We start from the raw sequence: 12,007 nt of genomic DNA on the forward strand, positions 1-12,007 counted from the left end.
ACTGGAACTGATCCTTCACGTACTTGATCTCGGTACGGCCGTGGGGCGCCGGCAACCCGTCTTCACCCAGGTTCACGAAGACCATTTTTTCCACCGTCAGAATGCTCTTGCGCGTGATCTTGTTGCGCACTTCACAGGTCAGGGTGATGGAGGTGCGACCGAACTCGGTGGCGGTGATGCCCAGTTCGATGATGTCGCCCTGGCGCGAGGCGCTGACGAAGTTGATTTCGGAGATGTACTTGGTCACCACCCGCTGGTTGCCCAACTGGACAATCGCGTAGATGGCCGCTTCTTCGTCGATCCAGCGCAGCAGGCTGCCACCGAACAGCGTGCCGTTGGGGTTGAGGTCTTCGGGTTTTACCCATTTGCGGGTGTGGAAGTTCATGTTCACTCCAAAGCGTGTTGCGAAATGATGGGCAACATCATGGCAGAGGCCGGGCCCAAGCTCTATGAGCCATTGCCTATCAACCCCATGAGCGATCTTCATGCCGCCGACAGAAAGGCTTTAGAAGTCAGGCGCAGGCGGCTATAATCGCCTCCGCTTCAAAACGGTCATCTTCGATTGATACCGTTCTCCCGCCACCTGTCCGAGGGGCGCTGCAGCAGGCTCGACCTGTCAGGCTCGGATGGGGCGTTGTCCGGCCTGGTTAGCCAGCTGGATACTAAACGCACAACGGCGCCCATTCGCACACTACGAATGGAGGCTCTTCATGAGCGCTGTAATCACGCCTGCAGGTTTTACCGACTACAAAGTCGCCGACATGTCCCTCGCTGCCTGGGGCCGTCGCGAAACCTTTATCGCCGAATCCGAAATGCCAGCCCTGATGGGCCTGCGTCGCAAGTACGCCGCTGAGCAGCCGCTCAAGGGCGCGAAGATTCTCGGCTGCATCCACATGACCATTCAGACTGCCGTGCTGATCGAAACCCTGGTTGCCCTGGGTGCCGAAGTACGCTGGTCGTCCTGCAACATTTTCTCGACTCAAGACCAGGCCGCTGCCGCTATCGCTGCTGCCGGTATCGCCGTGTTCGCCTGGAAAGGCGAAACCGAAGAAGAGTACGAGTGGTGCCTGGAGCAAACCATCCTCAAGGATGGCAAGCCATGGGACGCCAACATGATCCTCGACGACGGCGGCGACCTGACCGAGCTGCTGCACAAGAAATACCCGCAGATCCTCGACCGCGTCCACGGCGTGACCGAAGAAACCACCACCGGCGTTCACCGCCTGCTGGACATGCTGGCCAAGGGCGAGCTGAAAATCCCGGCCATCAACGTCAACGACTCGGTGACCAAGAGCAAGAACGACAACAAGTACGGCTGCCGTCACAGCCTGAACGATGCGATCAAGCGCGGCACCGACCACCTGTTGTCCGGCAAGCAAGCGCTGGTGATCGGCTACGGTGACGTGGGCAAGGGTTCGTCCCAGTCCCTGCGTCAGGAAGGCATGATCGTTAAAGTCTCCGAAGTCGACCCGATCTGCGCCATGCAAGCCTGCATGGACGGTTTCGAAGTGGTTTCGCCGTTCATCAACGGCCAGAACGACGGCACCGAAGCCAGCATCGACAAGGCCCTGCTGGGCAAGATCGACCTGATCGTGACCACCACCGGCAACGTGAACGTGTGCGACTCGAACATGCTCAAGGCCCTGAAAAAGCGCGCCGTGGTGTGCAACATCGGTCACTTCGACAACGAAATCGACACCGCTTTCATGCGCAAGAACTGGGCATGGGAAGAAGTGAAGCCACAGGTACACAAGGTTCACCGTACCGGTGCTGGCGATTTCGACCCGCAGAACGATGACTACCTGATCCTGCTGGCCGAAGGCCGTCTGGTCAACCTGGGCAACGCCACTGGCCACCCAAGCCGCATCATGGATGGCTCGTTCGCCAACCAGGTACTGGCGCAGATCTTCCTGTTCGGCCAGAAATACGCCGACCTGTCGCCCGCCCAGAAAGCCGAGCGCCTGACCGTGGAAGTACTGCCGAAGAAACTCGACGAAGAAGTGGCCCTGGAAATGGTCCGCGGCTTCGGCGGCGTAGTGACTCAACTGACCAAGACCCAGGCCGACTACATCGGCGTGACGGTCGAAGGCCCGTTCAAGCCGCACGCTTACCGCTACTGATTTGCCTGCTGCCTGCTCCCCATGTGGGGGCAGGCTTTTGTGGGAGCGGGCTTGCTCGCGAAGGCGGTGTGTCAGTCGACTTATCTACTACTGACATACCGCCTTCGCGAGCAAGCCCGCTCCCACATTGACGGTGTGCACCTTCTGGCTTTATGAGTTTCCATAGGTATGACCATGTCCCAAGACCGTCGCTACAGCTTCGAGTTCTTCCCGACCAAGACCGATGCTGGGCATGAAAAACTGATGGCAACTGCCAAGCAGTTGGCCAGCTACCACCCCGATTTCTTCTCCTGCACCTACGGTGCCGGTGGCTCCACCCGCGATCGCACGATCAACACCGTGCTGCAGCTGGAAAGCCAAGTCAAAGTACCTGCAGCTCCGCATTTGTCCTGCGTGGGCGACAGCAAGGCCGACCTGCGCAGCCTGCTGACCCAATACAAGCAAGCCGGCATCAAGCGCATCGTCGCCCTGCGCGGTGACCTGCCGTCCGGGATGGGCATGGCCAGCGGCGAGCTGCGCTACGCCAATGACCTGGTGAGCTTCATTCGCGAAGAAACCGGCGATCACTTCCACATCGAAGTGGCCGCTTATCCGGAGATGCACCCCCAGGCGCGCAATTTCGAAGACGATCTGCAGAATTTCGTGCGCAAGGCCAACGCCGGCGCCAACAGCGCGATCACCCAGTACTTCTTCAACGCAGAGAGCTACTTCTACTTCGTTGAGCGTGTACAAGCGATGGGCGTGAACATCCCGATCGTGCCGGGCATCATGCCGATCACCAACTACAGCAAACTGGCGCGCTTCTCTGACGCCTGCGGCGCGGAAATCCCACGCTGGATTCGTAAACAACTGGAAGCCTACGGCGACGACGTCAAGAGCATCCAGGCGTTCGGCGAACAGGTCATCAGCGAAATGTGTGAACAATTGTTGCAAGGTGGCGCGCCAGGGTTGCACTTCTATACCCTGAACCAGGCTGAGCCAAGCCTCGCTGTCTGGAACAACCTGAAGCTGCCACGCTAAGGTCTGTTCCGAAATGCAAAGGCCCTCATAATGAGGGCCTTTGCCGTTCTAAACGCCCACGGAATTCTGCAGTCCATGAATACATCCGCCCCGACGTCCCGCCCGCAACTGGTCTACCTGGTGTTCGGCGCAGAGACTTACCATCAGGAAGCGGTATTCAGCATCGCCAGCGCCCTGTCGTTCCTGCGGGACGAGCCGGACACAGGCATCGACATCCAGGTCTTCACCGACAACCCCGAGCCCTACCGCCTGCTGCCAGTACGGGTACGCCCGCTGGACGAAGCCACGCGCAAACGCTGGAGCGAGCCTCACGGCTACCACTTTCGCACCAAGCACGTGGTGCTGCGGCAAGTGTTGCAAGAATCCGAAGTGGCGCTGCTGATCGACACCGATACGTTTTTCCATCATTCGCCCCTGGCGCTGTTTGAACGCGTGCAGCCGGGCACCCTGCTGTGCAACGCCTTCTACACCAAATACGGCGACAACCACGAAAGCATTCTGTACAGCGCCCTGTACCAGCGCCTGCTGGACATGGGCGTGGCCGACGATGACATGATGACCCTCAATTCAGGGGTCATGGGCCTGACGCAGCAGGACGCGCACATCCTCGACCGCTCGATCGAGTTGATGGACGAACTGTTTCCCCATGCCCAGGGCGCCTACACCCTGGAAGAGTTCTGCCTGTCGATCGCCGCCTATCGCACCCTCAATGTGCGCGAATGCCCAGACCTGATCCACCACTACTGGAGCCGCAAGCAGCTGTTCCGCGCCAAGGTCAAGGCGTGGATCACCAAGCACGGGGCTAACCCCACCAGCGCCACGGCCTTGGACGATACCCGCCAGGTCTCCGCTCACCTGCCCCGCCCGCCGCGCCTGCAACGACTGATGTACAAGCTGATCACCCTGGCATTGCCCAAGCACCAGCAGCAGTTCATCCGGGAAATTCTCTACGGTTGCTATGAACATGAGAACGAATTCGACCAGGCGTGTGGCCCGGTTTGGTGGGACAAGGCCCGACAAAATCAGGAAGAGCGCCAGGGTCGACCCGTGGATGCCCACCTGCTGGAGCACTGGTTTGCCAATCCCGTGGTGCGGCTGATTCTCGGTGAGCGGCGCGAGGCGATCTACGAACACTTGATCAAATCTCCGGGCAAGTAAAACCTGCAGGTGCCCGCAGATCGCTGTGCCAGAGCTTCTCTTTAGCCCGCCACAGTCGTAATCTCAGGGCATGCCTGTCACTTTCCGGTTGTTGACTGCTGTTCTTTTCGCTTGCCTGAGCCTCGGCGCCCATGGCGAGAAATTGCGTATTGTCACCGAGCCCTGGGCGCCTTACGTGTATGACGACCACGGCACCATGCGCGGGCTCGACTACGAGACCACGGTGATTGTGTTCCAGCGCCTGGGCATCGACGTGGATTGGCAATTCTTGCCCTGGAAGCGCTGCCTGGCGATGCTCGACCAGGGCCAGGCCGATGGCGCGCTGGATATTTTCCACAGCCACGAACGCGATGCGGTGCTGCTGTACCCCAGCGAGCCGCTGTCCGAGGTGGAGTTCGTGCTGTTCTATGCCAACGAGCGCCCGCATCCCTTCCAGTCCTTCGAAGACCTGCGCGGCCTGACCATCGGCACTTCACCGGGCTACCTCTATGGCGCCGAATTCAGCGAGTCCACCCTGTTCAAGCAGGAACCGGCCGCCAGCCACGAGGCCAACTTCGGCAAGCTGGCCCTTGGCCGGATCGACCTGGTCATCACGGACCGCCGGGTCGGCCAGTATGTGCTCAAGGCCCTCGGACTTGAGCACCAGATCACCCAGGCGCCCCAGGTGGTCAGCAGCCAGCCACAGTTCCTGGCCGTGCGCCGGGGTGCCGGCATGGACTTGCTGGTGCAACGCTTTGCCGCCGAACTCAAACGCTTCAAGCAAGAGCCGGCCTACGCGGCCTTGAGCGCCAAATATGCCGGCAGCAGCCTCCAGACCAGCGCATCAGCCCTGCCTGCAAGCACCGTTGAGCAGCAGGAAAGCAGCGCGAAGTGATTGCTCTGTTATACTCCGGCCTTTCCGCCAGGCTTACGCCCGGACGCTTCGGTCTTGCAAAAGGCACCCGACCCCGCTACAGCGCAGCTTTCAAGCCCGCGCGAGCCGTCTGAGTGCCTGCCAGCCCCAGCAGGACCGGACGGGATTGCGTTCATCTAAACGCCATTCACGCCAGGCAAGACTATCCCTCTGGGCCAAGCCCTAACTAAAACAGGATTACTCATGTCCTTTGCTTCCCTCGGTCTCTCCGAGGCTTTAGTCCGCGCCATCGAGGCAGCGGGCTATACCGAGCCTACTCCGGTGCAACAGCGGGCCATTCCCGCCGTGTTGCAAGGCCGCGACCTGATGGTTGCGGCTCAGACAGGTACTGGTAAAACCGGCGGCTTCGCCCTTCCGATCCTGGAGCGGTTGTTCCCCAACGGTCACCCGGACAAATCCCAGCGTCACGGCCCGCGCCAACCGCGCGTATTGGTCCTGACCCCTACCCGCGAACTCGCCGCCCAAGTGCATGACAGCTTCAAGCTGTATGCCCGCGACTTGAAGTTCGTCAGCGCCTGCATCTTCGGCGGCGTCGGCATGAACCCACAGGTTCAGGCCATGTCCCGTGGTGTCGACGTGCTGGTTGCCTGCCCGGGTCGTTTGCTTGACCTGTGCGGCCAAGGCAGCGTCGATTTGTCCCACGTGGAAATACTCGTGCTGGACGAAGCCGACCGTATGCTCGACATGGGCTTTGTCCATGACGTGAAAAAGGTCCTCGCGCGCCTGCCGGCCAAACGCCAGAACCTGCTGTTCTCGGCCACGTTCTCCAACGACATCACCGCTTTGGCGGGCAAGTTGTTGCACAACCCGGAGCGTATTGAAGTCACACCGCCGAACACCACGGTCGAGCGTATCGAGCAGCGCGTATTCCGCCTGCCGACCGCTCACAAGCGTTCGCTGCTGGCCCACCTGATCACCGCCGGCGCGTGGGAACAGGTGTTGGTCTTCACCCGCACCAAGCACGGCGCCAACCGCCTGGCCGAGTACCTGGACAAGCACGGCCTCACCGCCGTCGCGATCCACGGCAACAAGAGCCAGAACGCCCGCACCAAAGCCCTGGCAGACTTCAAGGCCGGTGAAGTGCGCATCCTGGTCGCCACCGACATCGCCGCTCGCGGCCTGGACATCGACCAACTGCCCCACGTGGTCAACTTCGAGCTGCCAAACGTCGACGAAGACTACGTGCACCGTATCGGCCGTACCGGCCGGGCCGGTCGTTCGGGCGAGGCCATTTCCCTGGTCGCACCGGACGAAGAAAAGCTGCTGAAAAGCATCGAGCGCATGACCAAGCAGAAAATCGCCGATGGCGACCTGATGGGCTTCGACTCCAGCGCCGTTGAGGCTGAGAAGCCTGAAGTGCGCGAGCGTCCGGACGTGCGTAACCCGCGCAACAACCCACGCGGTCCGAAGGGCGATGGCCCGAACGGCGGCGGCGGTGGTGGCGGTCGTAAAGACAAGGGCAAGGACAAGGGCGGCAAGGACAAGGCTGCGACCAATGGCCGTGGCGAACGCCCGGCCCGTGAGCAAAAGCCCCGTGAAGGCACCCCGGCCCGCGAACAGCGCCAGCCGAGCCAACCGCCACGTGCTGCTGCCGACCGTGCTCCGGACGAGTTCCTGGACGACGACGTGGACAACTTCGGTAACCGCGTTGACTACGTGCCCCAGGCCAAGCCGGCCCAGGGTCGCGGTCGTCGTCCGGGCGCTCCCGCCCAGGGCGCAGGCGCAGGTTCTCCACGCACCGGCGGCCAGCCACAAGGTCGCCAGAACGGTCCGCGCAGCAGCAACGGCGCCACCACCGGCACCCCGCCGGCCAAGCGCAGCGGCCCACGCAACGGTGCACCCCGTGACGGCCAGGCCCGTCGCGAAGAGTCCCGCAACCGTCGCCCGGCCCGTGATGATCAACCTCGCCTGTCTGAGCCAGCGGTACAAAACCCGCGCGGCGGCCCGGCACCGAAGATCATCCACAAAGAGTCGAAAAGCGATCGCACGCTGACACCTGAGCAGCTGGATCAACTGCCGGGCCGTCCACGTGGCGAAAAACCGGCGTTGCTGACCCGCAACCGCTGAGTTTTCAACGCGCCATAAAAAATGCCCCGGATCGCGAGATCCGGGGCATTTTTGTGTGGCCGGCGAAAATTACTTCGCTTTCACACCTTCAAACGTCACGTACAGCTCAACGTTGTTGGACGCTGGACCCAGGTCCATCTGCTTGCCGAAGTCCTGGCGATTGAAGGAGGTAGTACCTTCAAAGCCGGCACGGTAGCCGCCCCATGGATCCTTGCCTTCACCCAGGAAGGTCGCCTTGACGACGATCGGCTTGGTCACGCCGTGAAAGGTCAGGTCGCCGGTCACGTCAGCAGTGACTTGGCCAGCGGCATTCTTGCCAGTGGTCTTGACGCTGGTGGAGACGAACTTGGCATCGGCAAACTTGCCAACGTCCAGGAAGTCTTTGCTGGCGATGTGCTTGTCACGTTCGGCGTGGTTGGTGAACACGCTGGCGGTGCGGACGTTGAACTCAATCTTGCTGTCTTCAGGCTTGGCAGCATCGAAGCTGAACTTGCCGTCCAGGTCCTTGAAGGTACCGGTGATGAAGCTGTAGCCCAAGTGGCTGATCTTGAAGTCAACGAAGGCGTGCTGGCCTTCCTTGTCGACAACGTAGTCAGCTGCCATCGCCTGACCGGCAGTCAGCAGGGCAGAACCGATGGCCAGAGCGGCGAGAGTCTTTTTCAACATGCTTTCTATTCCTTGTGAGTCGAGGTTGAACATCAGGCTTTGCGCCCCAGCATACGAACCAGGGTCACATCACGATCAATGAAATGGTGTTTCAGCGCGGCCACGCCATGCAGGCCGGCGAACACCACCAATACCCAGGCCAGGTACAAATGCACCACGCCTGCGGTGTCTGCCTGGTCCGGTAGCCCGGAAACCAGTGCAGGAATCTCAAACAGGCCAAACACCGGGATCCCGACACCGTCTGCGGTGGAAATCAGGTAACCGGCAATCATCACGGCAAACAGCCCGAGATACAGGAACGCGTGGCCAAACGCAGCCCCCAGACGCGTCATGCGGCTATAGCTGGCAAGCGGTGGCGGCGGCGGGCTGACCAGGCGCCAGACGATCCGCACGAGCATGATGGCGAACAGCGTAATGCCGATGCTCTTGTGCAGGTCCGGGGCGTCTTTGCGCCAGGCACTGTAGTAGTCGAGACCGACCATCCACAGGCCCAATGCGAACAGACCGAACACCACCAGGGCCACGCCCCAGTGCAAAACGATGCTGACCCAGCCATAGCGGGCCGGTGAATTACGTAGTTGCATGTCCCAAATCCCGTAAGAGCTGTGGCAAGACTATCGATTTACCTATCGAATTAAAGCGGAAAATTTCGCTTTGAAATATCGAGAAATACGATCAAGAGCGTATGCAGAGTAAGTTAACAAGAGATTAAGGACTATCCAGAAGAAACGTGACGGACTGTCCTGCGTTTACCACCAATTTACGCTTCAGACTCGCAATGGGTTGTGACACAGGCCTGCATTGCATAGGCTTGCGCGATTGTTTCGCCCGCGCACGTCGCGAGCCGCTTCGAGGAGAATGAACATGGGTTTGAATAACCAGTGGATGCAACGCGACCTTGCGGTGCTGTGGCATCCCTGCACCCAGATGAAAGACCACCAGCAACTGCCGCTTATCCCGATCAAGCGCGGTGAAGGCATCTGGCTGGAAGACTTCGAAGGCAAACGCTACCTCGACGCCGTCAGTTCCTGGTGGGTCAACGTGTTTGGCCACGCCAACCCGCGCATCAACCAGCGCATCAAGGACCAGGTCGACCAGCTGGAACACGTGATCCTCGCCGGTTTCAGTCACCAGCCGGTAATCGAGCTGTCCGAGCGCCTGGTGAAGATGACCCCCGAAGGCCTGACCCGCTGCTTCTACGCCGACAACGGCTCGTCGTGCATCGAAGTCGCGCTGAAGATGAGCTTTCACTATTGGCTCAACCGCGGCCTGCCGAACAAGAAGCGCTTTGTCACCCTGACCAACAGCTACCACGGCGAAACCATCGCCGCGATGTCGGTTGGCGATGTGCCGCTGTTCACCGAGACCTATAAAGCCCTGCTGCTGGACACCATCAAGGTGCCGAGCCCCGACTGCTACCTGCGCCCCGACGGCATGAGCTGGGAAGAACATTCCCGGAACATGTTCCTGGCCATGGAGCAGACCCTGGCCGAAAACCACGACACCGTGGCCGCCGTGATCGTCGAGCCGCTGATCCAGGGCGCCGGCGGCATGCGCATGTACCACCCGGTGTACCTCAAGCTGCTGCGCGAAGCCTGCGACCGTTATGGCGTGCACCTGATCCACGACGAAATCGCCGTGGGCTTTGGCCGCACCGGTACGATGTTCGCCTGTGAACAGGCCGGCATCCGCCCGGACTTCCTGTGCCTGTCCAAGGCCCTGACCGGCGGCTACCTGCCGCTCGCCGCGGTGGTCACCACCGACGATGTGTACGACGCCTTCTACGACGACTACCCGACCCTGCGAGCCTTCCTGCACTCCCACAGCTACACCGGTAACCCGCTGGCCTGTGCGGCGGCCCTGGCGACCCTGGATATCTTCGAAGAAGACAACGTCATCGAAAACAACAAGGCCCTGGCCCAGCGCATGGCCACCGCCACCGCGCACCTGGTGGACCATCCGCACGTCTCGGAAGTGCGCCAGACCGGCATGGTGCTGGCCATCGAGATGGTGCAGGACAAGGCCACCAAGACCGCCTACCCGTGGCAGGAACGCCGTGGCCTGAAGGTGTTCGAACATGCGCTGGAGCGAGGCGCGTTGCTGCGGCCGTTGGGCAGCGTGGTGTACTTCCTGCCGCCGTATGTGATCACCCCGGAGCAGATCGACTTCCTGGCTGAAGTGGCCAGCGAAGGGATCGACATTGCCACCAACAGCAAGGTCAGCGTGGCGGTGCCCAAGGATTTCCACCCGGGGTTTCGTGATCCGGGCTGATTGAGTTGATCGTTCCCACGCTCCGCGTGGGAATGCAGCCATGGACGCTCCGCGTCCGCCCTGCACACTATTTCCAGAGAACAGAAATGAGACTGTCCCGCTTTTTTGTCGACGCCCCCCTGAGCCTTGGCGACCACGAGTTGCCGGAAGCCCAGGCGCACTACATCAGCCGCGTATTGCGCATGAGCGAAGGCGACCCCGTGCAGTTGTTCGACGGTTCCGGCCAGGAGTTTCGCGCCAGCTTGCTGGAAGTCGGCAAAAAACGCGTGGTGGTGCAAGTCACCGAAACCTTCGCCGGGCAGGTCGAGTCGCCGTTGCAGATTCACCTCGGCCAGGGCCTGTCCCGTGGCGAGCGAATGGACTGGGCGATCCAGAAAGCCACCGAGCTTGGGGTGAATGAAATCACCCCGATCTTCAGCGACCGCTGCGAAGTGCGCCTCAAGGACGAACGCGCCGACAAACGCCTGCAGCACTGGCGCCAGGTGGCGATCAGCGCGTGCGAGCAGTGCGGTCGCTCGCGAGTGCCGGTGATTCACCCACCGCTGTTGCTGGCGGATTGGTTGAAACAGGCCGAAGCGGATTTGAAGCTGGTGCTGCACCCGGTGGCCGAGCCCCTGGTGAGCCACGCCAAGCCTGGGAGCCTGGCCTTCCTGATCGGGCCGGAGGGTGGATTGACTGATGGCGAAGTCGAAACGGCACAAGGTGCGGGGTTTCATGCCGCACGGTTGGGCCCACGGGTGCTGCGTACCGAAACTGCGCCAGTCGTGGCGCTGGCGGTGGCTCAACAACTCTGGGGCGACTTCTAAACCCGTTTTGCAAACCCCATCAAATGTGGGAGCGGGCTTGCTCGCGAATGCGGTGGATCAGTCACACATGTATTGACTGGCACTCCGCTTTCGCGAGCAAGCCCGCTCCCACATTTGGATCGGGTTTGCACTCCGCTACTCCACTGGGTCACTCACAGGCGTCGCAATAATCGCCTTCAACTCACTGGTCATCGGGAATTCCAGGTTCAGGCCCTTGGGCGGAATCGGCTGCTCAAACCAGCGCTGGTAAATGCCGTTGATCTCCCCCGAGCTGTACAGCCCGGCCAGGGTCTCATTGACCACCGCGAGAAACTGCGGGTCGTCCTTGCGCACCATGCAGCTGTAGATTTCCCGCGACTGTTCTTCCCCAACCACCACCCACTTGTGCGGGTCCCTGGCCTTGGCGCGCTCCCCGTAGAGCAACGCGTCATCCATGTAAAACGCCGCCGCCCGTCCGGATTGCAGCATCTGGAAGGCTTCGCCGTGGTCCTTGGCGCTGATCACCGACATGTTCAGTTTGTGATCAACGTTGTAGCTCTTGAGGAACCGCTCGTTGGTGGTGCCGGCGGTGGTTACCACGTTCTTGCCTTGCAGGTCGGCGAAGCTTTTGATGCCGCTGTCGTTGGCGGTCAGCAACTGGCCCTTCACGTAGATAAACCCGTAGGAAAACGCCACCTGCTTCTGCCGCTCGGCGGTCACGCCGGTGGAACCGCATTCCAGGTCCACGGTGCCGTTTTGCACCAGGGCTATGCGGGTCTGGGAAGTCACCAGGTTGTACTTCACGTTGAGCTTCGGCACACCGGTTTTCTGCTGGATACGCTCGACGATCTTGTTCGCCAGCTCCACCGAATAGCCCATGGGCTTGCCGCTGTGATCCCCCACATAGGAAAACGGCACCGAGGCATCGCGGTAGCCGAGGGTGATGCTCCTGGCATTGGCGATCTTGCTCAGCGTGCCGTCCAAGGGGGCCTCGGTGGCCTGGGTCT

11 protein-coding genes and 1 riboswitch are annotated in these 12,007 nt (G+C 61.0%); of the genes, 7 read left to right on the forward strand and 4 right to left on the reverse strand.

What is annotated here, in order from left to right:
• A partial coding sequence (locus JV201_RS27375) for a hotdog domain-containing protein (protein WP_219406249.1) occupies positions 1 to 385 on the reverse strand: 385 nt, incomplete at its 3' end.
• 198 nt (positions 386 to 583) lie between these two features.
• Positions 584 to 689, forward strand: a riboswitch (S-adenosyl-L-homocysteine riboswitch).
• A 21-nt stretch (positions 690 to 710) separates the two neighbouring features.
• Between JV201_RS27375 and ahcY the strand changes: the two genes are divergently transcribed.
• The 5 genes from ahcY to JV201_RS27400 all read left to right on the forward strand — a co-directional run bounded on the left by ahcY (position 711) and on the right by JV201_RS27400 (position 7,278).
• A complete protein-coding gene (gene ahcY, locus JV201_RS27380) occupies positions 711 to 2,120 on the forward strand; it encodes an adenosylhomocysteinase (protein WP_003216850.1) in 1,410 nt (469 codons plus the stop codon).
• 174 nt (positions 2,121 to 2,294) lie between these two features.
• Complete coding sequence (metF, locus tag JV201_RS27385) at positions 2,295 to 3,140, forward strand: methylenetetrahydrofolate reductase [NAD(P)H] (protein WP_008434100.1); 846 nt, start codon at positions 2,295 to 2,297, stop codon at positions 3,138 to 3,140.
• A gap of 75 nt (positions 3,141 to 3,215) precedes the next feature.
• Entirely contained in the window at positions 3,216 to 4,298 is a 1,083-nt protein-coding gene (locus tag JV201_RS27390; RefSeq protein WP_219406250.1) for a hypothetical protein, read from the forward strand.
• Between the two features lie 70 nt (positions 4,299 to 4,368).
• The gene (locus tag JV201_RS27395) at positions 4,369 to 5,172 is read left to right on the forward strand and encodes an ABC transporter substrate-binding protein (protein WP_219406251.1); all 804 of its coding nucleotides are present in this window, start codon (positions 4,369 to 4,371) and stop codon (positions 5,170 to 5,172) included.
• A 222-nt stretch (positions 5,173 to 5,394) separates the two neighbouring features.
• Positions 5,395 to 7,278 (forward strand): DEAD/DEAH box helicase, encoded by a 1,884-nt coding sequence (locus JV201_RS27400; protein ID WP_219406252.1) that lies wholly within the window; start codon positions 5,395 to 5,397, stop codon positions 7,276 to 7,278.
• Between the two features lie 69 nt (positions 7,279 to 7,347).
• Here the strand turns inward: JV201_RS27400 and JV201_RS27405 are convergent, their stop codons facing one another.
• Together JV201_RS27405 and JV201_RS27410 are read right to left on the reverse strand one after the other, a co-directional pair.
• Positions 7,348 to 7,944, reverse strand: coding sequence for a YceI family protein (locus tag JV201_RS27405; RefSeq protein WP_003216844.1), 597 nt, complete (start codon positions 7,942 to 7,944; stop codon positions 7,348 to 7,350).
• A 32-nt stretch (positions 7,945 to 7,976) separates the two neighbouring features.
• Entirely contained in the window at positions 7,977 to 8,528 is a 552-nt protein-coding gene (locus tag JV201_RS27410; RefSeq protein ID WP_003216842.1) for a cytochrome b, read from the reverse strand.
• A gap of 280 nt (positions 8,529 to 8,808) precedes the next feature.
• On the opposite strand from JV201_RS27410, the gene JV201_RS27415 reads away from it, so the two are divergent.
• On the forward strand, positions 8,809 to 10,215 hold the full coding sequence (locus JV201_RS27415) for an adenosylmethionine--8-amino-7-oxononanoate transaminase (RefSeq protein WP_003216840.1): 1,407 nt from the start codon (positions 8,809 to 8,811) through the stop codon (positions 10,213 to 10,215).
• 86 nt (positions 10,216 to 10,301) lie between these two features.
• The gene (locus tag JV201_RS27420; RefSeq protein WP_087693231.1) at positions 10,302 to 11,021 is read left to right on the forward strand and encodes a 16S rRNA (uracil(1498)-N(3))-methyltransferase; all 720 of its coding nucleotides are present in this window, start codon (positions 10,302 to 10,304) and stop codon (positions 11,019 to 11,021) included.
• Positions 11,022 to 11,156: 135 nt separating this feature from the next.
• Here the strand turns inward: JV201_RS27420 and JV201_RS27425 are convergent.
• Positions 11,157 to 12,007, reverse strand: an 851-nt coding sequence (locus JV201_RS27425) for a transporter substrate-binding domain-containing protein (protein WP_219406253.1), incomplete at its 5' end; no start/stop codon positions are given.

This window comes from Pseudomonas sp. Colony2, assembly GCF_019382755.1.
Classification (GTDB): Bacteria; Pseudomonadota; Gammaproteobacteria; order Pseudomonadales; family Pseudomonadaceae; genus Aquipseudomonas.

What these genes read in the sequence shown, in the direction of transcription:
- ahcY (WP_003216850.1), top strand. Translation starts at nt 711, where the DNA reads ATGAGCGCTGTAATCACGCCTGCAGGTTTTACCGACTACAAAGTCGCC.
- metF (WP_008434100.1), top strand. Translation starts at nt 2,295, where the DNA reads ATGTCCCAAGACCGTCGCTACAGCTTCGAGTTCTTCCCGACCAAGACC.
- JV201_RS27395 (WP_219406251.1), top strand. Translation starts at nt 4,369, where the DNA reads ATGCCTGTCACTTTCCGGTTGTTGACTGCTGTTCTTTTCGCTTGCCTG.
- JV201_RS27400 (WP_219406252.1), top strand. Translation starts at nt 5,395, where the DNA reads ATGTCCTTTGCTTCCCTCGGTCTCTCCGAGGCTTTAGTCCGCGCCATC.
- JV201_RS27390 (WP_219406250.1), top strand. Translation starts at nt 3,216, where the DNA reads ATGAATACATCCGCCCCGACGTCCCGCCCGCAACTGGTCTACCTGGTG.
- JV201_RS27410 (WP_003216842.1), bottom strand. Translation starts at nt 8,528, where the DNA reads ATGCAACTACGTAATTCACCGGCCCGCTATGGCTGGGTCAGCATCGTT.
- JV201_RS27420 (WP_087693231.1), top strand. Translation starts at nt 10,302, where the DNA reads ATGAGACTGTCCCGCTTTTTTGTCGACGCCCCCCTGAGCCTTGGCGAC.
- JV201_RS27415 (WP_003216840.1), top strand. Translation starts at nt 8,809, where the DNA reads ATGGGTTTGAATAACCAGTGGATGCAACGCGACCTTGCGGTGCTGTGG.
- JV201_RS27405 (WP_003216844.1), bottom strand. Translation starts at nt 7,944, where the DNA reads ATGTTGAAAAAGACTCTCGCCGCTCTGGCCATCGGTTCTGCCCTGCTG.